This window comes from Acinetobacter sp. ANC_7634 (assembly GCF_056779875.1).
Genome location: NZ_JBWYIT010000001.1, coordinates 379,594 through 404,161 on the forward strand (window position 1 = coordinate 379,594; position 24,568 = coordinate 404,161).

Below are 24,568 nucleotides of genomic sequence, written 5' to 3' on the forward strand. Positions count from 1 at the left end.
GCACAATGTTGTTTTTATATTACAACTGATCATTCAATATGCATTATTGGGCTGATTAAGAAGAAACTATGGAGAGTTGATTCAGTAAACAGTTTTTAAACTTGGCAGTTATGGAGCTAATTTTTGATTATCCATTAATTGGGTGTGACAAGGAATGAAAATGGTTTTGCAAAGTCATTCTATATAAATATGTTAATTGAATGTCAGAGTCGTTAAACTACTCGCAATTTTAGAAATATTAATTTAAGGCAGTCCTTAAATTAATCCAGTATTAGAGATTTTATTTAACATGAAAGAATCGTTACGTTTACGATTAGACCAACTTTGTGATCGTCATGAAGAATTAGAAGCGCTATTGGCTGATGTTGAAGTCATTTCCGACAATAAGCGTTTCCGTAATTTGTCACGTGAACACAATGATTTGACTGAAATCACCACTGTTTGGAAAAAATATACCCAAGCGGAAGAAGATATTGTAACGGCTGAAGCAATGTTGTCAGATCCTGACTTTAAGGAAATGGCACAAGAAGAAATTAAAGAGAATAAAGCATTAATTGAATCTTTAGAGGCAGAATTGAATATTCTGATGATTCCGAAAGATCCAAATGATGCGAACTCTGCATATCTGGAAGTACGTGCAGGGACAGGTGGCGATGAAGCTGCGATTTTCTCTGGTGATTTATTCCGTATGTACAGTAAATATGCTGAATCACAGGGTTGGCGTGTCGAAATCCTTTCTGAAAATGAAGGTGAACATGGCGGTTACAAAGAAATTATTTGTTTAATTAATGGTGAAGGTGTTTACGGACGCTTAAAATTTGAAAGCGGTGCTCATCGAGTTCAGCGCGTTCCTGCAACTGAATCACAGGGGCGAGTTCATACTTCAGCTTGTACCGTTGCAATTCTTCCTGAAATTGATGTTGATACGACTGTAGATATTAACCCTTCAGACTTGCGTATTGATACTTATCGTGCATCTGGGGCGGGTGGTCAGCACGTCAATAAAACGGATTCTGCTGTACGAATCACGCATATTCCGACAGGTACTGTTGTTGAATGTCAGGAAGAGCGTTCACAACATAAGAACAAAGCAAAGGCAATGGCATTATTGGCATCTCGTCTTGAGAATGCTAAACGTGCAGCAGCTGATGCTGCTACATCTGAAATGCGCCGTGATTTGGTGGGTTCAGGTGATCGTTCAGAACGTATTCGTACCTATAATTATCCTCAGGGTCGTATGACTGATCATCGTATTAACTTAACTTTATATAAGTTGGATGCAGTGATGGAGGGAGATTTGACTGAGCTTTTAGATAGCTTACATCGTGAATATCAAGCGGATCAATTGGCAATGCTTGCACAGCAGAATGGTGGTTAATGAACATTCAACAAGCGCTTGCACTGCGTGGTGAGCCTGAAAGTTATGAGCGTCAAGAAAATGCTTGGTTGCTCGAACATATCACTAAAATCGATTCATTCGATTTGGTGATGAAGAAGGATAAAGAGCTCACTGCAGAACAAGAGCAGGCGTATCGAGAGGCGATTGCTCGGATTGAAGCAGGTGAGCCTTTAGCTTATGTCACAGGTTCGCAACCTTTTTGGACATTGGACTTAAAAGTGACGTCCGATACTTTGGTGCCTAGACCGGACACCGAAGTTTTGGTGGAGACAGTTTTAAAGTTAGAGTTGCCTGAGGATGCGCGCGTTGTAGATTTAGGAACTGGGACAGGCGCCATTGCATTGTCACTCGCTTCCGAACGTCCTAATTGGTCTTTAACAGCAACCGATATTTATGAGCCTACATTGGAAGTCGCTAAATTTAATGCTGAGCAACATGACTTAGATCAGGTTCAATTTGTACTAGGCAGTTGGTTAAAACCGTTTGGGCGTCAATTTTTTGATGTCATTGTATCTAATCCGCCTTATATTGATCCAGCAGATGAACATATGCACAATTTGGCGACCGAGCCTCAACGTGCATTAATCTCTGATAAAAAAGGTTTAGCTGATCTTGAGCAAATTATTTTACAAGCCAAGAAGCATCTGACTGTTGAAGGTTGGGTGGTACTTGAACATGGATATGATCAAGCAGACGCTGTTCAGCATCTATTTCGTCAAGCAGGTTATAAGAAAGTGAGAACCGTTAAAGATTATGGTGGTAACGATCGCGTGACTTTAGCACAATGGCCTCATTAGAAATAAAAAAGCGACTTTAGGTCGCTTTTTTATTGATTCATCTTTTGATGACATCACGCCATAACAATAATTTTGATTCAAATACTTTCATTATGGTATCCGTGATTTTTCCCAATATTGCCAATAAAATAATAGCAATGATCACAATATCTGGACGCGATGTTTCACGTCCATCACTTAATAAATATCCAATACCTTGCGTTGCTGCAATGAGTTCAGCGGCAATCATGAACATCCAAGCTAAACTCAAACTATTGCGCAAGCCTGTAAGGATAGATGGAGAAGCTGCGGGTAAAACGATTTGGTAGATTTGTTGCCAGCGATTCAGTCTATACACTTGAGCCAACTCAATCAATTTTCGGTCGACACCATGAATACCAGCCACAGTATTGGTATAGGTTGGAAAAAAAGCACCAATCGCAATAAGGGTGATTTTTGAGGATTCATCAATACCAAGCCATAACAAAAGGAGAGGAATCCACGCAAGACTAGGAATTGACTTAATTGCAGAAAAGGTCGGTTCAATAAACTCTTCTGCATGGTGATTGAGTCCTACCAAAACTGCAAAAAATAGTGCTAAGCCACTACCAATAGCAAACCCTAAAAACACTCGCCATGTACTTGCCCAAATATGTTGACCTAAATCATTCTTAGCAAGTTCTTGCAGGGAAACTAATAAGCTACTTGGTGCAGGTAGCAGATAAGGTTCAACTACACCACCTCGAACCAAAATTTCACACAGCAATACCAGTAATACAGGGAGGAAAATACCTTTCAACCATTTATTCCCTTTTGTCGACAGTTGTGAATGGACATCGATATTCCGATGTTCAATCGCTTTTTCACTGATCGCCATTATTTTGTCACCACTTTTTGAGCGAATGAGGCATTAAATAACTGTTGAACAACTTGATTTACATTTGTTCCTTTACGAACTAAGTCTTCTTCAGTCAAGATTTTGCCGGATTTTTGTAGTGCATTAATGTGTTGGGCTGTAGGAATGTTTTGATTAAAGTCAGTACGCTGAAGCTGAAGTTTTGCAACCTCTAAAGGTAGTTTAGCTTCAGTGGCGAGTAACTGCGCCAGTTTATCTGGATTGGCTTTTGCCCATTTACGTGCTTGCTCATACGCTTTAATTACGGCTTCAATTGCTTCTGGGCTAGATTGAGTAAATGGCTCTTTGACGCTTAACACGCTATAACTATTAAAGCCTACATTACGATAAAGCAGTTTTGCACCCGACTGAACTTGAGCTGATGCCATCAAAGGGTCTAAGCCAGCCCAAGCATCCACTTGCTTACGCTCTAACGCCGTTTTGCCATCTGGATGTTGCAAATGAACAAGCTGTACATCTTTTTTATTCAATCCAACGGTATCTAAAGCTTGTAGCGTGAATAAAAATGGGTCAGTTCCTTTTGTTGCGGCAATTTTTTTACCTTTTAGATCTTTTAAGGATTTAATCGGGGAGTCTTTTGGCACGACTAAAGCTGTCCATTCAGGTTGGCTTTGGATATAAACTGTTTTAACAGAGCTACCATTGGCACGACTTAATACAGCGGCAAGACCAGCTGTTGAAGCAAAATCAACACTGCCGCTATTGAGATATTCTAAGGAGCGATTACTGCCTTGACTAAATACCCATTTGATTTTGGTATTGGGTAAAGCCTTTTCTAATAACTTTTGATTTTTAACCACTAAGCTCGTAGGAGCATAATAGGCATAATCCAGTTTGATTTCCTTAGGGAGGGCAGCATTAGCTCCACTATGAACAACACTAATTACTAAACCCAACAGTCCTAATTTCAATGGAGATATCGATTTTTTCATTGAAGTACCTGATTTAATTCGCTAAATTTTCGATATAAATAGCCTTTCAGGTGATTTGTGACAAAAAAGAAAATGAGATATTAAAAGAACAAATTTTGATAAAGTTAAAATTATGAGTTAACACATTGAAATCAAATCAATATTTTATAAATATTGTGGTTTTGTGAAAATATAGTGATTTATCAGAACTTTATATAAATTAATGCAATGAGATGAAGGTCACATAATTTAATATAGCAAGGCTAAGAGTGAAAATGAGACCAAACCATATCAGTTTGATCTCAATACTTACATTATACGAAATACTCAGTTGAAATATCGCTCACTTCTAGAAGGTCTAATGAGTCTGACTCCAAAGCCAAGCATAGCGCTACTACCTTTAAAGTGTCCGAAATTTTTGAAGCATCTTTTAACGCAATACCAGATTTCAGTTCATTAAGACGATCAGTTGAAATATCTAATGCAAGTGCAGTTTCACTTGCATCTTGAGTGTCTAGGAATTGATTGATTGCATTTTTTAAATCTATTTCGGATGCATTCAGAATGCTCATTTGAAGCTGCTCTGAAATTTGATCTGAATCTTGATTAAGTGCATGGGTGAAAGTTTGAGCAAAATTTTGCTCTAAGACATCGATCATTTTAAACATGATTGAACCTTTAGGAGATATGGCAAAATGCCGAAATGAATAAGATTAAAATAGTTTAAATATTAGCCGAATTCAAAAGAATATCGATGACTGCATGGTTTTTAAATCATGTCATTAAGGCAAAAAAAATTGTCATGGGTGATTTATTTTTATATAAAATAAATATTAAATTATATCTATTTTGAATTATTTAGACCAATTGGTCACTGAATAAATTGAATCCGTATTGGAGGAAGATTACCCTAAAGCCAACCTAAAACTAAAAATGGATAATGGGATTTATGAATATTCAAGGAAAAGTGATTGTTGTTACAGGTGGCGCTTCTGGGTTAGGTGCGGCGACAGCAGCTTATCTTCAACAGCAGGGTGCTCGAGTCGTAATTGTTGATATGAATGCATCTTTGGGCGAGCAAACGGGTCAAGAAATTGGTGCAGAATTTATTCAACTAGATGTAACTGATGAAAAAGCAGTTGAATCATTCTTTGCACACATACAAGAAAAATATGGACAATTAAATGGTTTAATCAACTGTGCTGGTATTGCACCATCAGCTAAAGTGCTTGGTCGTGATGGCCTGCATGCCTTAGATATGTTCCAAACAGTACTGAATATCAACGTCAGTGGAACCTTTAATATGTTGCGATATGCTGCGCAATTAATGTCACAGTATGCGCTTTCGGGGGAAGAGGAAGAACGCGGTGTCATTGTGAACACGGCTTCAGTTGCTGCTTTTGATGGTCAAATTGGTCAGGCTGCATATTCTGCATCTAAGGGCGCTGTTGTTGGTATGACTTTGCCATTGGCGCGTGAGTTAGCACGCGAAAAGATCCGTGTTATGACTATTGCACCTGGGATCATGGAAACTCCGATGCTTAAAGGTCTTCCGCAAAATGTGCAGGATGCATTGGGACAGATGGTTCCATTCCCACCACGTTTAGCTAAACCTGAAGAATTTGCGAAACTGGTTGGACATATCTTTGAAAATTCGTATTTAAATGGTGAAGTGATTCGATTGGATGGCGCAATTCGTATGGCGCCAAAATAATATATGAAAATCAGTTTAGTCTTCACTTAAATAGACGACTAAACTGATCTCAGATGCTTTATGGTGTAATCGCCGGACGAGCTACATTACGATACTTCTCAAGTAATGCATCAAGGCGGGCTACAGTTTCAATATCCGCGAAACCATCATATTTCTCAGGATAAAAATGCATTTGGAATGCAGATACAACATTTTGAGTGACTTGATCATATTGACCAGTGACAGGAACGTTATAACCGTATAATGCCAATTTGCTTTGTAACGAAGCAATATCATTCTTCCAAGGATGATAGGTACGATAATAATTTACAGTGTCGTTATCGTACCAAGCACCAATGTTATAGTCTTCATGTAAACGTTTCCAAGGAAATAGTGGACCTGGATCAAATTTACGACCTGGAGAAATATCACTGTGCCCCAAAATTCGGTCGGGTCTGATCTCGTATTTTTTAGTTATTTTTAAAATAATATCTGCAAGGACTTCGATTTGTTGTTTTGATGAAAATGGATACCATCGACGTTGCATCAAAGGGAGTTGTTCATCGTCTGCAGGGAAACCGAGATTTTCAATTTCAATGCCGATACTTGAGGCATTCAAACTGCTGTTGGTCTGCCAAGAACTCGTGCCAGCATGCCAAGCTATTTTATCATCAGGCACAAGACGGTACACAGTAAATTTACCATTGGTTGGTAATTCGGGTACAAAATAGTGACTACTGGCAGGGAAATTAGGATCTTTAAACAAAGCCAATGTTTCGTCTTTAGATACTGCTGTGTAGTGCAGAATCAAGAACATTTGCCGATTGTCTTGATTGGGTGAAGCATTCTCTTCGTCCAGATCATAAAGCGTGCTTTCTATATATTCTGGTTGGGTATCCGAACCTTGATTGACGTATGTAATGTTGGTGATCTTTTCATCTTTACATGCCGTCAGGAATAAACTCGAAACTAATAATGTAGCGAGTGCAAAAATTTTTTTATTCATAAGTATGACTGTCATTTATTGGAGTTAGATGTTTTTAAAATTAATTGCTAGTGAAGCAATTATTGAGATTATGTTTATTAATAGTACAAAATAAAATAAGAAAAATTAAACAAACCTATTCGAATTGTAACAATAAGGTACAGATCTTCTAGGGTAAAAATTATCTTCAGAATTGTATGAATAGACTGCTTATTTATTCGGTATCATAGGCTTATACAAGCATGTAATCAGGGTGTTTAGGTGAGTGATAGCATTGAACTGAGTGATGTTGAGCTACAGTTGTACGCAAGACAAATATTACTAGAGGATTGGGATATTGATGCACAAGAAAGATTAAAGCTGTCCAATGTGCTTATTATTGGTTGTGGTGGAATAGGGTGTTTGACTGCAGAGTTATTGGCGAGAGCAGGCGTGGGTAAATTGACACTCATCGATGCTGATACTGTAGAAATTAGTAATTTACAGCGACAAATTGCCTTTGATCATCATGATGTGGGTTTTTACAAAGCTGAAGTGTTAGCCAAGAAAATTTCTCAAATTAATCCTTATATTAAGATTGAATACATCAATACTAAATTTGATTTTAATAATGCTGCCGCACTGATTACACAGCAAGATCTTGTGTTAGATGGTTGTGACAATTTTGAAACCCGTTATTTGGTCAATCAAATGTGTAAGGATGCGAATGTTCCACTCATTAGTGCATCTGCGATTGGTTTGCAGGGGCAGTTATTTATGGTGGATGGTGAATCAGCATGTTATGAATGTCTTTTTCCTAAAGAAGATCATGCAGATGAGAGTTTAAGGTGTGCAGATTCAGGAGTTTTAGCAACAACTCCTAACCTGATGGCAAGTATGCAAGCACATCATGCGCTATTATATCTGGGGTTAAATTTAACACCATTAAAACAGAAGATCCTTCTATGGAATGGAAGGAACATGCAACAGCGAATTTTGAATTTTGACAAGGATAAAGAATGTCAAATCTGTCACATCAGTCAATCCGCAAAGACAATTTAATTTGCTACACTCAACATATCGAAATTTAATATCGACATTATGAAAAATAATATTTGGTTAGATGGTTTACGCTCAGTGGCCCGTGTAGGTGAAACTGCGGTCATTGCTGCGCGAGCAGGGATTAAATACGCGACAGAAAAACCGAGTAATGCGAAATTAATGCGCGAAACTTTCGAGTCACTTGGTTCAACGTATATTAAGTTGGGACAGTTTATTGCCAGTACGCCTTCATTATTTCCACGTGAATATGTTGAGGAATTTCAAGGGTGTTTAGATCAGACACCTAAACTCCCATTTAGCTATATTGAAAGTGTTTTGAATGCTGAGTTTGACGGTCGCGATTTAGGTGAAATTTTCGCATCTATTGATGAAACGCCATTAGCTTCTGCTTCGATCGCACAAGTGCATGCTGCTAAATTGGTGAGCGGCGAAGATGTCGTGATCAAAGTCCAAAAACCTGGTGTTGAAACTATCCTTTATACGGATTTAAATGTCCTACATTGGGCGACCAAGATTCTAGAGAAGGCAGTTCCTAAAGTAAAATTTGCTTCACTTGCGGATATTGTTGAAGAAATCAAAACACGTATGGTTCGTGAAGTTGATTTTATTGAAGAAGCAAAAAATATTGATGATTTTGTTAATTATCTGCACATTACTCAAAATACTAAAGCGACTGCACCAAAGGTATATCATCAATATTCAACACGTCGTGTCCTGACAATGCAGCGTCTTTATGGCGTGCCGTTGACGGATTTCGATGTGGTTCGTCAAGTTTCTAAAGACCCATCACAGGTTTTGATTACTGCCATGAACACATGGTTTGGTAGTTTGATGATGTGTGAAAGTTTCCACGCAGATTTACATGCTGGCAACCTCATGCTTTTGGATGATGGTCGCATTGGATTCATTGATTTTGGTATTGTGGGACAATTAAAGCCTGAAGTATGGACGGCATGTATTGCTTTCATGGATGCATTGCAAAATACCAATTATCCATTGATGGCAGAAAATATGCTGAAAATGGGCATGACCAATACGCAAATTGATACAACAGTTTTGGCAAACGATTTAGAGCGATTATTCAGTGGTGTACTCACAGCTGATCCTCAGCAAATTCTGTCATCTAATCCAGCCGACTTAAATGACATCATGATGGATATGGTGGCTGTAGGTGAGCGTCATGGCATCCGTTTTCCACGGGATTTCGCATTGTTGTTTAAACAAATGCTTTATTTTGATCGTTTTATGAGAATTCTTGCGCCGTACACTGATATTTATGCAGATCAGCGCTTACAAATGGTACAAACAATCGATCCTAATCTTTTGTTGAAACATTAAATCTTAAACAAGTGTTAAAATATCACAGCAAATCCTCAATAGAAGAGGATTTGCTTTTATCGCCTCCCGTCAAGCGTGCTATCACTGTTTGATAGTTTACGAAAAGGTCATGATTGAAGATGGATTCCATATTAATTGAAGGATTGAAAGTTGAAACAGTCATCGGATGTTTTGACTGGGAACGGCAAATCATTCAACCATTATTGCTTGATCTTCATATTGCGACTGATTTAGAGCAGGCATCAAATTCAGATCTTCTCGCTGATACTTTAAATTATGCTGAAATTTGTGAAATCGCGACTCAGACGATTCAAAAAGCTCAACCTGAATTAATTGAATTTGCTGCAAAAATTGTCCTCAAAGCTTTGTTTGAACAATATCCAGCAATTGAGTCTATCCAAATTACTGTGCGTAAGCCTGCTATTATTCCACAAGCTAATTCAGTAGGAATTCGTCTTGAAAGACACCGTAATGATTTATGCGCTAGCATTGGCGAGTAATAGCCAACCGCACAATCATCTGGTGAATGCATTAAAACAAATTGCGTCATTGGGATGTATTACGCGTTCTCCTATCTATGTCATACCTTGTCGAGATGGTGTTGGACAAGATTATTGGAATGCTGCATGTTTATTAGAATCAAAGCGGCAAGTCAATGAAATTACCAATCTTTTAAAAGCGCTGGAAAAAGCTTCTGGTCGAGTCCGTCCGTCACATGATATTTCTTTGGATGTAGATCTCATTGCATGGGGAAATACGCTCCAAAATATGCAATTTAATCCAAAAAAAATGCCATTAGCCTTAGATGTTAAAATTCCAATGTTTGATATTTGGGAAAATCCATTATTTGAGCATGAAGCGCATCATTTTCCTCAAGTGTCACTAGATGGTTCATTTTCTAAAATAGGATGAGTTTCGCCGAATAGTCCAACGGTAGCATTGATCAAATATGTCTTTGATACGGAAATAGGCTGTGATGTAACAATAATCAGCTTCTTTTAAATGGACTAATTTTTATAATACGCCACTTCAAAATAAATAAGCTCCATATCAAGAAGATGTATAAAATTATTGTGTTAAGCGCAATTTTGGCGTTCCTCTCAGGTTGTGCAACGCTTTCCCCTCAAGAGTGTCGAACTGCTCAATGGTCGGAAATAGGTGAAAAAGATGGAAGCAGTGGTTATTCGAATCGCATTGTTAAACATCAAAAAGCCTGTTCAAAAGTGAATATTGAACCTGATCACAAGTTATATGAAAAAGGTTACCAACTTGGGCTTCGTTCATATTGTCAACCCGAAGTTATTTTCGATGGAGCTTTGGATGGAAGAGGTGGGTATAGGGTTTGTCCATCAGAGTTACATGCCCAATTAGCACCCTTTTATAATGTGGCCGATCAGTACTATCGTTCTAAGAAAGACAAAGATGCTAAAGATAAAGAAATTGAAACTTATCGAGACTACTTACTGGATGACAAAATCACCAAAGAAAAGCGGGAAGAGTATCTTAAGAAAATAAAGTCCTTAAAGCAGGATAAATTGCGGTTAGATTTGAATTTCAATCATGCTGAGCGTGAATTAAATAAGTTTAGACGATTCCATCATCTATAAAAAATGCGGCCCATGAGCCGCGTTTTTTTTAAATATAATAACTTGTTTTGGTCATGAGTTTGGATATACCCGTCATTGCGATTTTGACCGCAGCTGGTAATTCCACACCACCTGCATTTAGTGCAGTATCTCGATGCTGAAGTTCATCATGATTCATCTGTGTCAAAATTTGACGAGAGCGGGCATCATGTGGTGGGAGTTGATCGAGATGGTGTTGCAGATGCAGACTCACTTGACGTTCAGTTTCTGCAACGAAGCCTAAACTGTATTTGTCACCAGCAATACCTGCAATCGCACCCATACCAAAAGAAAGACCATACCATACAGGATTAAGTAGACTTGTATGACTATCTAACTCTTTTAAACGATCTTCACACCATGCTAAATGATCTTGTTCTTCAATCGCGGCATGCTCCATTTCACGACGAACATTAGGCAACTTAGCTGTCAATGCTTGACCGTGATAAAGCGCTTGAGCACAGACTTCACCACTGTGATTAACACGCATGAGTCCAGCAACATGCCTTGCTTCACTCACTGCGAGATGAGTCTCTGCTTGACTTGCTGGATTTTCACGTTGTGAGGTGGTGGTGCCTGGTACCAAACTACGCAGTGCTTGATCAAATGAATGGATAAATTTATCTAGACCTGTGTAGTGACGCATAACCTTAATCCTCTAAATCAATTTGAGCATTTTTTAACATTGGTTTTAAGCGTGTTAATAACCAAATCGTGTACAGAGCACTCAATATTGCTGTAATACCGAATAGAATCTTAATATCAATACTTAAGATACTTAAAATAATAATGGAGAATATAGCAGAAGACACCATGAATACTGCATTCATAATGTTATTAGCAGCCACTACGCGAGCACGATGTGAACACGGTGAATAGGCTTGCATCATGGCATACAGCGGAACAATATAAAAACCACCACTGATCCCCAATAAAGTAACTGCAATCATCACATGATAATAAATCATACCAGAATTAAACATGTCTGATATGCCAATAAAATCTCCAGTCCTTTCAGGAACAAAGGCTAAACTTCCTGCTAAATAGAAGGCGAAAACGGTTAAGCCTACTGCACCAATAGGCACCATTTTAATATTGACCTCTGAGCCACCAATTTTTCGGCATAGCAATGAACCTACACCAATACCCACAGAAAAAAAGGTAAGGAGGAGGCTAACCACATTTTCATTAGCGTGCAGATTTTGCTGAGTCATTTGAGGTATTTGAGTTAAATAAGTCGCGCCGTAAAACCAATACCAAGAATTACCCAATAAAATGGTAAAGATGAGGGGTAAACTTTTTGCATAACGTATGGTTTGAAAACTGGTTCGAAAGAAATTCCAATCGACATTGATATGATTTTCACGGACTTTTTGTTTGAGAATGAAGCGACTACAACTATAACCAAGTATCGCGATGGTCACGACCGTCAGGCTGATCCAAACTAAGTTGCCTTCAGAGTTTGAAATCACTACACCACCCAAGATCATCCCCATCAATATTGCAATGGAAGTACCTGATTGAAATAAAGCATTACCCGACATCAATTCATTTGGTTTTAATATTTCAGGGAGAATGGCGTATTTAATCGGTCCGAAGAAGGTACTGTGTGTACCCATGAGGAACAATGCAAATAACAATAGCCATAAATTGCCGAGTAAAAATCCAGCAGTACCAATCAGCATAATCAAGATTTCAAGCAATTTGATATTACGAATCAAGAAAGAGCGTTCGTATTTGTCTGCAATTTGTCCTGCAGTCGCTGAAAAAATGAAGTAAGGTAGAATAAAGAGAAGTGCAGCTAGATTATTCAGTGTGCTTACGCTTGCGGTCTGTTGTTGAATCCAACCATAGGTAATGACAAGCAATAAGGATTGTTTAAAGACATTATCGTTTAAGGCTCCAAAAAATTGAGTCAAAAACATAGGTGAAAAACGGCGCGAACTCAGTAGATGCTCTTGTTTTTGCATGACAATTCAGCTTTTTTAAAAATTATTAAGAAATGTGATGATTTAGTAACAATATCGGAAAATCATGTATCATATTTTCATCCTAAAAATTTTGAAAATACTAGAAATTTGATTCAGTTAGCTTGAATGAAAAATCCGTATTTTCTATTTAAAATATAAAGTATTCAGAGCGCAGTATGCCATCGAAAACACAATTTAAAAAATCATTACTTTCCCAATGTGTACAGCACACATGGATATCAAATGATATCAATAAATGGTTATATGCAAGTGTTTTTTTAGGTGCTCTTTCTTCACCTGTGTTATTTGCAGCTGACACAGTGGTATCAAGTCAGGAGCTTGAGCCTGCGACATCCGTACAAGCCATCGAAAATAATAAACAAAAAATAGAAAACGTTGCGCAGCAACAGGGATTGTCAAAAGAAAAAATTGAAAGTATTGATCAAAAAATAGATCAGTTGAGTGGGCAAGATGATTTTAATAGTTATGAAATGCTTCAGCAGCAAGAGCAATTGAGTCCACAAGAGCAATTCAAGCCGATAGAATTTGATGATTTGGAGTTGCTGCCTGAGGAGAGTGTGGACCCTCGACTTGCCAATGAAATTTTATCAGTCGCTGAAGAAGCCAAGCAGGAAGCGCAAAATTTCAGATCGGGATTGACGACTCCAGCCATTCAAGTACAAGATCTACCTGCGAATGACATTTCAGAAGCTGAGTTAACAAAAGCGCCAGTCAACATTGATCAGTTGATGCAAAATATTCAGTCTGATCGTCAGATTGAGGTGTCTGAAAATGTGGAAGGACGTTCATTATCCGTTCAAACCCAAGAACCTGAAAATAAAGAACCAGAAAAAGTAAATGTGTTTAAACGCATTTTCTACAAAATACGTCCTCCACGTCTTAATCAGCCCGCTGCTGTTCCACGTATTACCGCAGATGTTACGGGCGCACCTAAACCACTCGCGGACAATATCAAAGCAAAGTTATCATCATTCACTGTTGAGTCATTTTCAGATTTCAATGCTGCCGTCCCGCAACTCCGTAATATGACTGTCCAAGCTGCACAAGCCGTAGGTTATTACGATGCTGAATTTAAGTTTGAAAAAGTCAGTGATAACCGAGTGCGTGTCAATGTCACACCTCATAATCCAGTAGTGGTGCGAGAACAAAATATTGAATTTACTGGGCCTGGGGAGAATCTTGCTCAATTGCAAGTGATTCGAGTGCTTCCTGATTTGGAGGTGGGTGATATTTTCGATCATGGTAAATACGAAGCGACAAAAGCTCGAATCATTGAAGCGGCGAATAACAACGGTTTCTTTGATTATTATTGGCGAATGCACGATGTCATGTTGGCCCGCCCTCAAAATCAAGCAGATATAAATTTGAAGATGGAAACAGGTGAACGTTATAAGCTGGATGATGTGCAGTTTAGAATGAGTGATCCATCAAAAAAATTACCGATTCGTGAAGATATTTTAAGAACCTTAGCTCCTTGGCAAGAAGGTGCAGACTTTACCGCATGGCGTGTAAATGTATTAGCCAACAACTTAACCAATTCACGTTATTTTAACTATAGCCTTGTTGACGCTGTTAAACCTGATCCAATTATTAAGCCGCTTGAACTCGCACCTGATTTGCAGGCTTTAGTGGATGAGCAAAAAATTGATAGAAGTTTATTAACAGGTCAAGAAAAGGCTGAACAACAGGCAAGTTCATCAGAAGAAGTCACGCAGAATGTGGCAGATGAAACTCAATTTGCGGGTGGAAATGAACGTCGTACTTTGCAAGAGCGTAATGATGCTGATAATCAAGCGCAAGCCAAGCAGGAAGAAACTGAGCGTTTACAAGCCTTAGCACGTGAAGAGAAAAAAATCCCTGTCATCGTGACATTGAATGCGGATAAATTAAATAGTGTTGAAGCGGGTATTGGTTATGGTACTGATACCGGTGTGCGCTTACGAAGTCAGTACCGCCGTTCTATTGTGAATGAACGTGGTCATTCATTTGATGCAAACTTGGAGTTGTCACAAGTCAGACAATCGATTGATGGTCGCTATAATATTCCATATAAACACCCATTAAATGATTATGTCAGTCTAGTTGGTGGTTACGAGCGTGAAGATCGTGATGAAATTGGGAATGGATTAAATCTCATTGTGGAATCCGCCGTTGCCGGAGCTGACAGAATTATTAAAGGTGCGCGTCGTGATTGGCAGCATATTTTTGGTGTGCGTTATCGTCTAGATCGTATGACGATTGAAGGTGATATTCCTGAGACACTTGACCCAGATACCAATTGGGATGAAATTCCAGAGTTCGTCGTTGCAACGGGTAATGATGAGCAGCAATCTTTATTACTTGGTTATGAAGCCACTAAAGTCACCAGTGATAATCGATTAAATCCGACAAAAGGATTTAAACAAAACTACAAAATCCAATTGGGGAGTGAAAGCCTGCTATCCGATGCTGATATGGCGATTGTAAATGCGAACTGGAAATTTTTATATTCATTAGGCAGTAACAATGATCATCAATTCATTGGTGGGGCAAACCTCGGTTATATCATCACAGAAGATTTTCAAAAAGTGCCCTATAACTTGAGATTCTTTGAAGGGGGTGACCAAAGTCTACGAGGCTTTGACTATAAGAGTTTGTCCCCTGTGGAATTTGGATATAAAGTCGGAGGTCAAGCGCGTGCGATTGGGACTTTAGAGTACAATTACCAATTTAAAGAAGGCTGGCGCGCCGCGTTATTTAGTGATTTTGGTAATGCTTATGATGAAAAATTTACCAATGATACTGAATATAGCATAGGAGCAGGAATCCGCTGGAACTCTCCAATTGGTCCAATTCGTCTAGATGTGGCATCGGGGATATCTGATCCTGGTAAACCGATTCGTCTACATTTCTTTATCGGGCCGCAACTTTAATATTTAAGATAATAAAAGTACTCAATCATTTTTTGGAATAAGTATGGCTGAAGACATCGAGCAGCAACCTGAGCAACAACCTGATCAAAACGTGACGCCACAGCGAAGTTTATTGCGCCGTGTATTGCTGATCATTTTATTTATTCTGATCTTTTTTGTGGCTTCGCTTGCCGTAATGTTTTCAACAGACAAAGGCAGTAAATTCTTACTTGACCGTGCTTTGTCCACTCAACAGATTATTCAGTATGAATATGAAGGTGGAAATTTACTTCAAGGCATTATTCTAAAAAATGTATTGGTGACGCTGAAATCAGTTGATGTGAAAATTGATAGAGCTGATGTCACTTTGGGTTGGCGTGCCATATTAGATAAAGAAATTCATTTGAATCGTGCCGATGTCCGAAATTTGCGTGTCATTAACAAGTCACCGCCAAGTGATGAGCCATTTAAGTTTAGTGAAATTAAACTCCCTTTTGTTTTACGTGTTGATCAAGCAGATATCGATCAATTGGTCATTCAGACTTCAAGTTCTAAAGTACAATTTAATGACATTATCCTAAACGAAGCACTATGGTCAGGTACTGAGCTTAAGTTTGAAGATTCGCAGTTTGATATGGGTTATTTGTCTGTAAAAAAAGCAACAGGTCAGATGGATTTTAAAGGTAAATATCCGTTAGATGCGCAAGCGGTTGTAAGACTCCCATCTTTAAAGTCGATCAACGTTGAGGATATTTATGTCCATGCAAAAGGCTCTTTAGATACCATTCAAGCGGGCATTGCCACACGTACCCCTGATTTATTAACAGGTTGGGCAGTGGTACATCCAGTTCGAAAAAATGTACCAATGCAAGGTGCTTTAAACTTTAAAGATTATCACTGGCCTTTAATGCTAGAGCAGGAGCTCTTATCTAAACAAGGAGTTGCTAAGTTTTCTGGAGATATCCAACGTTTGAATTTGGATATTAACACCGATATTTCTGGTAAAAATATTCCTCAAGGACAATATACTGCGCTTGCGCATACAGATCTCGTCAATCAATTGAATATTTCAAACCTGAATGGTCAATTGATGAACGGGGCGCTGAATCTTGCGGGTGTCGTTGGGTGGAAGGATAAAGTCACTTGGGATGTGCAAGGTCGCTTAGATAAAATCAATCCAAAAGATAAAGTGATTCCACAAGTGGTGCAAGATTTTCTGCCAGAACGTTTGGATGCCAAAATCGCCTCAGCTGGGTCGTTAGAGAAGGGATTAGCTCTCACAGCACTTATTGATTTTGACCAATATGAAACATGGAATTTAAATCTTAATCAAGCTGAACAAAAAAATAATAAACCGAATCCGATGTTGCTAGATGTCGCTTGGAAAAATATTGATCGTGCTGTTCCGTACATTGGTTGGTTAAGTAGTGAATCTGGGGATGTAAAACTTGCTTTAGTTGAAGGTCAACAAAATATTCATGTGGCAACCGTAGTTGGTGCAAATGAAAAAGGAACTTTACCTGCTGGCAAATACAATGCCCAATTAGACCTTAAAGGGAATGATCTTCATGTTCCTTCATTTATCTATCAAGCAGATGGAAAAGGATCTTTACAAGCAAATGCCAAGGTTGAATTACCATCTGATCAAAGACAGTTGAAGTGGAATGCGGTGCTTAATGCAAAAGACTTTAATCCGCAAACCATCAGTTCTGCTGTTCCTGTAAATTTATTAAATGGACAAATTCAAGCGAGTGGCTTTGCTCGACCTAACCAGCAAATTATTCAGTTAAATCAGATCAATCTTTCAGGTCAACTTGCCAATCAAAATCCACCGGAAACAATTAAGCTGACTGGCTCAAGTACAGCAGCCATTCTTCTACATGATGAAAAGTCGGGTGGTGGCTTTAAAGGCTTCGCAGTCAATTATGATGGTGCATTACATGCAAGCCAACTGCCACAAGGGGATGGTCAGCTTAAAATACGTGTAGCAGGCACACCTCAGCGCATCAATATTTCCGAATTTAAACATCAGGGTGCTGCGGGTCAGATCAATGCCAATGGTTTAGTCAATTTAGCCAATGGAATCGGATGGGACATTAATGCTTCTTTAATACGCTTTAAGCCTCATTATTTTGTTTCAAGTGTTAAAGGGGAAATTTCAGGTAATATCAAAACGGATGGTGTTTGGTCAGATCGTTTGAAAAAAATTAATATTGATCGACTCAATCTCGCTGGCATGATCAATAAAAAACCGCTGAGAGCAAAAGGTAATCTTGCTGTTATTCTTAATTCGAATCAGACAGGTTTCCTACCACAACAGTTTGAAGCCAATAATTTGTATTTGGTGTATGCGCAGAATCAGATTCAAGCCGAAGGGAATGCTCAGAATCTTCGCGTTAAGATTGACGCGCCTGCATTATTTGAGCTTTATCCTGGTTTACGTGGTCGTGCGCAAGGTTTTGTTAACGTGCAGTCTCAACCGAGATTGTCTGCAACTGCGAATGTGAGGGTGAATAACTTTGGTTTCAATGATCTTGTCAGTATCAAATCACTCAACATCCAAGGGGAATTACCAACTTCAGACACAGTGCCTACTGCATTAACTGCAAGAATGGACAGTTTAAGAAGTGGCAATCGTGAGATTCAAAACGCTGAAGTCTCAATTGCTGGTACACGAAAAGCACATTTATTGAAAGTGCAAGCCTCGAACAAGCTGTCTAAATTTTATGTGCAACTGGCAGGTGGATTTAATCCTGCGAATGATTGGTTAGGTCAAATTCAAAAAGGTGACTTTGACTCTGCACGGGTGCATTTGAAACAGGCCCAACCTGCACCTGTGATTTATAATACTGCGAAAACTGAATTATTTGTGGGTGCTCATTGCTGGACCAGTAATCAAAGCCAACTTTGCTTTGATCAGCCCTTACGTGTGAGTAAGACCAAAGGTAGCGCCTCATTTGTGAGTCGGAATTTAGATCTTGGTGACTTTGCCGCATTTATGCCTGAAGGTTTCGCAATTACGGGTAAATTGGATGGTTATGCTAAAGCGTCTTGGGGGCAAGGCATTCAACCAAAAATCGATGCCAAACTTGTTACGCGTAATGGTGTTGTCGGTCTAGCAGCTGCCGATCCAGATGATATCAGCACCACGATGAACTACGATGAAGTAAGTCTTATTGCACGAAGTATTCGTGAAGGATTATTACTTCGTGCTGATTTGAAAGCTCCGAATATTGGGACTGGATATGCAAATGTTGTGGTGAATCCATTTGTTGATTCGAAACCAATGCGTGGTGAAGTTGCTCTGAGTCAAGTACAACTGAAAATTTTAAAACCATTCATTTCGGATGTGCGTAAAATCGATGGTAATTTATCCCTTGCAGGTAAAATCAGTGGGACATTGACTCAACCGTTATTTAACGGCGAAATGCGACTTAAAAATGGTTCAATCAGCATGATTTCGTTACCTGTTAATCTCACGAATATTCAGCTGTATTCATCTATTCGTCAAAACCAAGCGACGATCGATGGCGCTTTCAATAGTGGTCGAGGTGTGGGTAAGTTAACGGGTGATATCGATTGGAAAAATGATCCTAGAATTCGTTTAAAACTCAAAGGTGATAATTTATTTATTCGCCAAGCACCATTAATCACAGCTGTTGTGAACACTGAAATGGATTTAGATGCACGTCCCGTCAGTAAGCAATTAACTTTGAATGGTAAAGTTGAAGTTCCGCGTGCGCTGATTTCAATGCCAGAATCGAGCGCATCCGTAGTGCCTTTATCCGCCGATGTTCGAGTGGTACGTGAAGGTGATAATCAACTCGCGGTACTTAAGGCTGCAAAGCCATGGGATATCCGCGCTGACTTAGAATTAAATTTAGGAAACCAAGTGATTTTCCAAGGCTTTAATAGTCGTATTCCATTGCTAGGGCGAATTTACTTAACGCAACGCGGTTTAGAAACTGCCATGCGTGCCAATGGTGCGATTGGTGTAAGTAAGCGCGTTACTATTGAAGCTTATGGGCAGTCTTTAGAATTAAGTCGTGCAATTGCGCGTTTCAATGGTGCATTGTCTAACCCAACCCTTGAGGTTGAAGCAAGTAAACTCATTTCAGGCAGTACAGTTGGTGTGCGTGTTACTGGAACTGCAAGCAGTCCAAATATCCAAGTCTTTAATGATGCCGGGTTGTCTGAACAAGAGGCGATGAATGCCTTGATTACAGGTCGAATTAATGAAGGTTCTAGTAGCTTGAGTCAAGCAGAAGGCTTTAAATCAGATGTGAACAATACCATTGCTGCAGCGGGGATTAGTTTAGGGCTTGGTGGTACACGTGCTTTAACCAATCAAATTGGACAGACATTTGGGTTAAGTGGTCTTGCTCTTGATGCGCAAGGAACAGGTGATGACACTCAAGTGAGTGTGACAGGTTATCTGACCCCTGATTTATATATCCGTTATGGTGTTGGTGTCTTTACGCCAGTCAATAAATTGACGCTACGATATCAGATGAACCAAAGACTCTATTTGGAAGCAAGTCAGTCTTTAGAAAAAGCCATTGATATTTTCTACAATTGGCGATTCTAAAAGGTAAAAGGGCTTCAATCGAAGCCTTTTTTAATTCACTGTATAAACCGAAATTAAATTTAAGCCCTATTGTTAAAATGCTAGACTTAAAATTTATCGGACAAGAAAGAATTAAAAAATGAAAACAATTGCAATATTCATCGCGATGATAGCGGCAACACTCATGGCGGGCTGTCAAACCACTCAAACTGAGCAACTTACTCCAAAAATTGGAATGGCTAATCCTGCAAGCAAATTTTGTGTTCAACAAGGTGGAAAATTAGAAATACGCGATGAGGCAAATGGTCAAGTGGGTTATTGCCAGTTGCCAGATGGCGTTGTAGTAGAAGAATGGGAGTTATTTAGACATCATCAAAATATTTGCAAGCCTGAAGAAGCGAAAAAAATAGTCGGTATGCATAATCTTGATGATCAACAGATTTTGAATAAAACCAAAGCCAAAATTATTCGCCGGGTCGGACCAAATGATCTGGTTACTATGGATTATCGAAATGATCGTATTACAGTAACCGTGGATGATCAGAATAAAATTATTCGTTCAAGCTGCGGTTAATGAACGAGAAATGTCATTGCACGATTTCCTATTCGGTTTAACTCGATTATCATAGCCGCAACAGGAGAGATGTATGAACAAATTCGTGATTCTGGGTGCTGTACTTGGTTCAGCCGTTTTGCTCAGTGCTTGTGAAGAAAAAAAGCCACTAACCCCTGAAGAAGTCTGGCATGGTTACTGTACCAGTATTGGTAATGCTGCACGCTCTATTTTGCTAGACCGTCAAAATGGTATCGAGAAAACTGCGGCGGTCGAACATGCTTCTAAACTGACCGATCCGACGACGAAGAAATTTGTAGATGCTCAAATTGAGAAGGTTTATGCTTATCCTGCGAATCAATTAGAAGTGGATCGTGATGCATTAATGGCTAAATTCAAAAAAGAAGCAACGGATGAGTGTTTAGCCACTCCTTACGATAAAGATAATCTGCCTGACTACAAACAGTTTTAAGGCGCTACAAAAAGATTGATCATAAAAAGAGGGAAGCGTAAGTTTCCCTTTTTTTGTTGAAATTAATTACAAATTTTAATTAGCATTAAAATAGAAAAGCTTATATAAAAATAAGATAAATAAAACAAAAGGAGCGGAACAATGGAAGTGGTCGCATACCTGAATAATGCCGATCTTCTGCTTGAAGATGCCAATGGTGTTGCAGTAATTAATGGCAGCCATTACGTCCTAAGTTTAGGGGATCGAGTCTATCTTAAAAATATGATCAATGAACATGCCAAAATTTATCAGGTACACATTAGTTTTGCCTGTGCCGAACACCGCATGCTACATGATGATGAAATTCTGGTCAGATTCTAAGGAACACGAGAAAGTCTGCAACAATATTTAGGTCGCACGACTGTCCACTAAGGTTGAATAGTCAAAAAAGGATTTAAAAGGCAACATCTTGTTGCCTTTTATTTATTTCAGATCCGTAAAAGCTTCATGTTAATGTCAGAATTGTTCGATAAAACAACATATTGAGCAATGAGTAATCAGAAGAGAGATCATTTAGTAAGAAAATAATGGTCATCACAAAGAAACACTCTTCTTGCATTAACTTTTAACCGGAATTTTAGTAAAATTTAGCAGTCCATATTATTTGCAGGCTTTATAAGCAGGATATTGCAAGTAATTTTTTAAAGAAGAGGAATAACACCGTGCTAGAAGCTTACCGCCAACACGTTGAAGAACGTGCCGCACTCGGAGTCCCACCGAAGCCACTTGATGACGCTCAAACAGCTGCATTAGTTGAATTATTAAAAAATCCACCAGCTGGCGAAGAAGCATTCTTAGTTGATTTGCTTGAAAACCGTGTTCCAGCAGGTGTTGACCAAGCTGCTTATGTAAAAGCTGCTTTCTTGGCTGCTTTGGCGAAAGGTGAAGCGACTTCTCCATTAGTTTCTAAAGAGCGTGCGGTTTACTTACTAGGTACTATGCTTGGTGGTTACAACGTTGCTCCTTTAGTAGAATTATTAGAAGACGCAGCGCTTGGTGCTTTAGCTGCTGAAGCGCTTAAGAAAACACTTCTTGTTTTCGATGCGTTCCATGACGTTGCTGATAAAGCAAAAGCAGGTAACGAAAACGCGAAAGCTGTTCTTCAATCTTGGGCTGACGCTGAATGGTTCACTAGCCGTAAAGACGTTCCAGAAGAAATCAAACTTACAGTTTTCAAAGTTACTGGCGAAACTAACACTGACGACTTGTCACCTGCGCAAGACGCTTGGAGCCGTCCAGACATTCCGTTACACGCGAATGCAATGCTTAAAAACGTACGTGATGGTATTAACCCAGAAGTTCCTGGTGAAGTTGGTCCATTAAGCCAAATCAAAGAGTTAATCGCGAAAGGCAACCAAGTTGCTTACGTGGGTGACGTTGTTGGTACAGGTTCTTCTCGTAAATCTGCAACTAACTCTGTACTTTGGTTCTTTGGTGACGAAATCGCTCACATTCCGAACAAGAAAGAAGGCGGTTACTGCTTAGGTTCTAAGATTGCTCCGATTTTCTTCAACACTATGGAAGACGCTGGTGCGTTACCAGTTGAAATCGACGTTGCTAACATGAACATGGGTGACGAAATCACGTTGAAGATTGACAAAGCGACTGCAAAAGTTACAGCGTTCAAAGATGGCGCTCAAATTGCTGAAGCTGAGTTAAAAACTCCAGTACTTCTAGACGAAGTACGTGCGGGTGGTCGTATTAACTTGATCATTGGTCGTGGCTTGACTACTAAAGCACGTGAAGAACTGGGTCTTCCTGCTTCTGACTTGTTCCGTACTCCAGTTCAACCAGCTGCAACTGGCAAAGGCTTCACGCTTGCTCAGAAGATGGTTGGTCGTGCTTGTGGTCTTCCAGAAGGTCAAGGTGTACTTCCAGGTACTTACTGCGAACCTAAGATGACAACTGTTGGTTCTCAAGATACAACAGGACCAATGACGCGTGACGAATTGAAAGACTTAGCTTGCTTAGGTTTCTCTGCTGACCTCGTAATGCAATCTTTCTGTCATACTGCTGCGTATCCAAAACCAGTTGACGTTCAAATGCAACACACGCTTCCTGATTTCATCATGAACCGTGGTGGTGTATCACTACGTCCAGGTGACGGTATTATCCACTCTTGGTTAAACCGTATGCTTCTTCCAGATACAGTAGGTACTGGTGGTGACTCCCATACTCGTTTCCCAATCGGTATTTCTTTCCCAGCGGGTTCTGGTCTTGTAGCGTTCGCTGCAGCAACTGGTGTTATGCCACTTGATATGCCTGAATCAGTTCTTGTGAAGTTCAAAGGTAAAATGCAACCTGGTATCACACTACGTGACCTAGTACATGCGATTCCTTACTACGCAATTAAAGAAGGTGACTTAACTGTAGAGAAGAAAGGTAAGAAAAATATCTTCTCTGGTCGTATCTTAGAGATCGACTTATCAGAAATGGAAACTGACTTAACTGTTGAGCAAGCATTCGAACTTTCTGATGCTTCTGCTGAACGTTCTGCTGCTGGTTGTGCGATCACACTTTCTGAAGAGAAAGTTGCTGAATACCTTCGTTCAAACATCACGATGTTGAAGTGGATGATCTCTGAAGGTTATGGCGATGCTCGTACTATGGCACGCCGTGTTGAGAACATGGAAAAATGGTTAGCGAACCCATCACTTCTTAAAGCTGATGCTGATGCTGAATACACGAAAGTGTATGAAATCGACCTTGCTGACATCAAAGAACCTATCCTTTGCTGCCCGAACGATCCAGATGATGCAAAACTTCTTTCTGAGGTTCAAGGCGACAAAATTGATGAAGTATTCATCGGTTCTTGTATGACGAACATCGGTCACTTCCGTGCAGCTGGTAAACTTTTAGACAAAGTACCTGGTGGTTCTTTATCTACTCGTCTTTGGTTAGCTCCTCCAACTCGTATGGACGAACGCCAATTGATGGAAGAAGGTTTCTACAATACTTATGGTAAAGCTGGCGCGCGTACAGAAATGCCAGGTTGTTCATTATGTATGGGTAACCAAGCACGTGTAGCTCCAAATACAACTGTTGTATCTACTTCTACTCGTAACTTCCCGAACCGTTTAGGTCAAGGTGCGAACGTTTACTTGGCTTCTGCTGAGCTTGCATCTGTTGCTGCGGTACTTGGTAAGTTGCCAACTCCTGAAGAATACCAACAGTATGCTGCTCAAATCGACAGCATGTCTGCGGATATCTACAAGTACTTGAACTTCGATCAAATGAACGACTATACAGACGCTGCTAAAGACGTTGATACGAAGAAAATTGCTGCTGCTCAATTGTCTTAATTTGTTGAAAATTAAAGTAATATGAGTTAAAAGTAAGGGCTGATTAATCAGCCCTTATTTTTTTATGGA

Annotated in this window: 19 protein-coding genes and 1 pseudogene; 14 read left to right on the top strand and 6 right to left on the bottom strand. The window is 39.4% G+C overall.

The genetic code is table 11. The features are described 5' to 3' along the window. Positions 1-289: 289 nt before the first annotated feature. Positions 290-1,378, top strand: coding sequence for a peptide chain release factor 1 (gene prfA, locus AC1M9A_RS01805; protein WP_035267080.1), 1,089 nt, complete (start codon positions 290-292; stop codon positions 1,376-1,378). Further along, positions 1,378-2,196 carry a peptide chain release factor N(5)-glutamine methyltransferase gene (gene prmC / locus AC1M9A_RS01810; RefSeq protein WP_092766184.1) on the top strand — a complete coding sequence of 273 codons (819 nt, stop codon included), beginning with the start codon at positions 1,378-1,380 and terminating at the stop codon, positions 2,194-2,196. The genes prfA and prmC overlap by 1 nt, the downstream gene beginning before the upstream one ends. A 37-nt stretch (positions 2,197-2,233) precedes the next feature. Here prmC and AC1M9A_RS01815 read toward each other — a convergent pair. The 3 genes and pseudogenes from AC1M9A_RS01815 to AC1M9A_RS01825 all read right to left on the bottom strand — a co-directional run. Next, a pseudogene (locus tag AC1M9A_RS01815) lies at positions 2,234-2,935 on the bottom strand (ABC transporter permease); the annotation flags it as partial. Between the two features lie 116 nt (positions 2,936-3,051). Further along, on the bottom strand, positions 3,052-4,023 hold the full coding sequence (locus AC1M9A_RS01820) for an aliphatic sulfonate ABC transporter substrate-binding protein (protein ID WP_481586992.1): 972 nt from the start codon (positions 4,021-4,023) through the stop codon (positions 3,052-3,054). Between the two features lie 293 nt (positions 4,024-4,316). Beyond that, the gene (locus tag AC1M9A_RS01825; RefSeq protein WP_481586993.1) at positions 4,317-4,670 is read right to left on the bottom strand and encodes a hypothetical protein; all 354 of its coding nucleotides are present in this window, start codon (positions 4,668-4,670) and stop codon (positions 4,317-4,319) included. Positions 4,671-4,951: 281 nt separating this feature from the next. Between AC1M9A_RS01825 and AC1M9A_RS01830 the strand changes: the two genes are divergently transcribed. Further along, positions 4,952-5,716: a 3-hydroxyacyl-CoA dehydrogenase gene (locus AC1M9A_RS01830; protein ID WP_481596903.1), complete on the top strand. Its 765-nt coding sequence runs from the start codon at positions 4,952-4,954 to the stop codon at positions 5,714-5,716. 58 nt (positions 5,717-5,774) lie between these two features. Here AC1M9A_RS01830 and AC1M9A_RS01835 read toward each other — a convergent pair whose 3' ends face one another. Then, positions 5,775-6,701, bottom strand: a complete 927-nt coding sequence (locus AC1M9A_RS01835; protein ID WP_481609495.1) for an N-acetylmuramoyl-L-alanine amidase — start codon at positions 6,699-6,701, stop codon at positions 5,775-5,777. 240 nt (positions 6,702-6,941) lie between these two features. On the opposite strand from AC1M9A_RS01835, the gene AC1M9A_RS01840 reads away from it, so the two are divergent. From AC1M9A_RS01840 to AC1M9A_RS01860, 5 genes are all read left to right on the top strand, one after another. Beyond that, positions 6,942-7,721, top strand: coding sequence for a HesA/MoeB/ThiF family protein (locus tag AC1M9A_RS01840; protein ID WP_481586996.1), 780 nt, complete (start codon positions 6,942-6,944; stop codon positions 7,719-7,721). 39 nt (positions 7,722-7,760) lie between these two features. Beyond that, entirely contained in the window at positions 7,761-9,059 is a 1,299-nt protein-coding gene (locus tag AC1M9A_RS01845) for an ABC1 kinase family protein (protein ID WP_481586997.1), read from the top strand. A 119-nt stretch (positions 9,060-9,178) separates the two neighbouring features. Then, positions 9,179-9,559: a dihydroneopterin aldolase gene (gene folB, locus AC1M9A_RS01850; protein ID WP_481589834.1), complete on the top strand. Its 381-nt coding sequence runs from the start codon at positions 9,179-9,181 to the stop codon at positions 9,557-9,559. After that, entirely contained in the window at positions 9,516-9,971 is a 456-nt protein-coding gene (locus tag AC1M9A_RS01855; protein WP_481589835.1) for a 2-amino-4-hydroxy-6-hydroxymethyldihydropteridine diphosphokinase, read from the top strand. The genes folB and AC1M9A_RS01855 overlap by 44 nt, the downstream gene beginning before the upstream one ends. 146 nt (positions 9,972-10,117) lie before the next feature. Continuing rightward, positions 10,118-10,666: a DUF2799 domain-containing protein gene (locus AC1M9A_RS01860; RefSeq protein ID WP_481589836.1), complete on the top strand. Its 549-nt coding sequence runs from the start codon at positions 10,118-10,120 to the stop codon at positions 10,664-10,666. Between the two features lie 28 nt (positions 10,667-10,694). Here the strand turns inward: AC1M9A_RS01860 and coq7 are convergent, their stop codons facing one another. Both coq7 and AC1M9A_RS01870 read right to left on the bottom strand, forming a co-directional pair. Continuing rightward, positions 10,695-11,330, bottom strand: a complete 636-nt coding sequence (gene coq7 / locus AC1M9A_RS01865) for a 2-polyprenyl-3-methyl-6-methoxy-1,4-benzoquinone monooxygenase (RefSeq protein WP_035267094.1) — start codon at positions 11,328-11,330, stop codon at positions 10,695-10,697. A 4-nt stretch (positions 11,331-11,334) separates the two neighbouring features. Then, positions 11,335-12,654 (bottom strand): MFS transporter, encoded by a 1,320-nt coding sequence (locus AC1M9A_RS01870; protein WP_481609496.1) that lies wholly within the window; start codon positions 12,652-12,654, stop codon positions 11,335-11,337. A 176-nt stretch (positions 12,655-12,830) separates the two neighbouring features. Between AC1M9A_RS01870 and AC1M9A_RS01875 the strand changes: the two genes are divergently transcribed. The 6 genes from AC1M9A_RS01875 to AC1M9A_RS01900 all read left to right on the top strand — a co-directional run bounded on the left by AC1M9A_RS01875 (position 12,831) and on the right by AC1M9A_RS01900 (position 24,499). After that, positions 12,831-15,587: an autotransporter assembly complex protein TamA gene (locus tag AC1M9A_RS01875; protein ID WP_481609497.1), complete on the top strand. Its 2,757-nt coding sequence runs from the start codon at positions 12,831-12,833 to the stop codon at positions 15,585-15,587. 43 nt (positions 15,588-15,630) lie between these two features. Continuing rightward, positions 15,631-20,154, top strand: a complete 4,524-nt coding sequence (locus AC1M9A_RS01880) for a translocation/assembly module TamB domain-containing protein (protein WP_481609498.1) — start codon at positions 15,631-15,633, stop codon at positions 20,152-20,154. Positions 20,155-20,272: 118 nt separating this feature from the next. Then, positions 20,273-20,707, top strand: coding sequence for an I78 family peptidase inhibitor (locus AC1M9A_RS01885; protein WP_180027654.1), 435 nt, complete (start codon positions 20,273-20,275; stop codon positions 20,705-20,707). A gap of 73 nt (positions 20,708-20,780) precedes the next feature. Then, entirely contained in the window at positions 20,781-21,158 is a 378-nt protein-coding gene (locus tag AC1M9A_RS01890) for a hypothetical protein (RefSeq protein WP_035267099.1), read from the top strand. A gap of 141 nt (positions 21,159-21,299) precedes the next feature. Continuing rightward, positions 21,300-21,518 (top strand): hypothetical protein, encoded by a 219-nt coding sequence (locus tag AC1M9A_RS01895; RefSeq protein WP_481609499.1) that lies wholly within the window; start codon positions 21,300-21,302, stop codon positions 21,516-21,518. A gap of 341 nt (positions 21,519-21,859) precedes the next feature. Next, positions 21,860-24,499: a bifunctional aconitate hydratase 2/2-methylisocitrate dehydratase gene (locus AC1M9A_RS01900; RefSeq protein WP_481609500.1), complete on the top strand. Its 2,640-nt coding sequence runs from the start codon at positions 21,860-21,862 to the stop codon at positions 24,497-24,499. Positions 24,500-24,568: the final 69 nt, after the last annotated feature.

Bases quoted from the DNA above. Each gene is read 5' to 3' on its own strand.
- AC1M9A_RS01845 (WP_481586997.1), top strand. From the start codon at position 7,761: ATGAAAAATAATATTTGGTTAGATGGTTTACGCTCAGTGGCCCGTGTA.
- AC1M9A_RS01885 (WP_180027654.1), top strand. From the start codon at position 20,273: ATGAAAACAATTGCAATATTCATCGCGATGATAGCGGCAACACTCATG.
- AC1M9A_RS01880 (WP_481609498.1), top strand. From the start codon at position 15,631: ATGGCTGAAGACATCGAGCAGCAACCTGAGCAACAACCTGATCAAAAC.
- AC1M9A_RS01820 (WP_481586992.1), bottom strand. From the start codon at position 4,023: ATGAAAAAATCGATATCTCCATTGAAATTAGGACTGTTGGGTTTAGTA.
- folB (WP_481589834.1), top strand. From the start codon at position 9,179: ATGGATTCCATATTAATTGAAGGATTGAAAGTTGAAACAGTCATCGGA.
- prmC (WP_092766184.1), top strand. From the start codon at position 1,378: ATGAACATTCAACAAGCGCTTGCACTGCGTGGTGAGCCTGAAAGTTAT.
- AC1M9A_RS01860 (WP_481589836.1), top strand. From the start codon at position 10,118: ATGTATAAAATTATTGTGTTAAGCGCAATTTTGGCGTTCCTCTCAGGT.
- AC1M9A_RS01870 (WP_481609496.1), bottom strand. From the start codon at position 12,654: ATGCAAAAACAAGAGCATCTACTGAGTTCGCGCCGTTTTTCACCTATG.
- AC1M9A_RS01895 (WP_481609499.1), top strand. From the start codon at position 21,300: ATGGAAGTGGTCGCATACCTGAATAATGCCGATCTTCTGCTTGAAGAT.
- AC1M9A_RS01890 (WP_035267099.1), top strand. From the start codon at position 20,781: ATGAACAAATTCGTGATTCTGGGTGCTGTACTTGGTTCAGCCGTTTTG.
- AC1M9A_RS01835 (WP_481609495.1), bottom strand. From the start codon at position 6,701: ATGAATAAAAAAATTTTTGCACTCGCTACATTATTAGTTTCGAGTTTA.
- coq7 (WP_035267094.1), bottom strand. From the start codon at position 11,330: ATGCGTCACTACACAGGTCTAGATAAATTTATCCATTCATTTGATCAA.
- AC1M9A_RS01875 (WP_481609497.1), top strand. From the start codon at position 12,831: ATGCCATCGAAAACACAATTTAAAAAATCATTACTTTCCCAATGTGTA.
- AC1M9A_RS01825 (WP_481586993.1), bottom strand. From the start codon at position 4,670: ATGTTTAAAATGATCGATGTCTTAGAGCAAAATTTTGCTCAAACTTTC.
- AC1M9A_RS01830 (WP_481596903.1), top strand. From the start codon at position 4,952: ATGAATATTCAAGGAAAAGTGATTGTTGTTACAGGTGGCGCTTCTGGG.
- prfA (WP_035267080.1), top strand. From the start codon at position 290: ATGAAAGAATCGTTACGTTTACGATTAGACCAACTTTGTGATCGTCAT.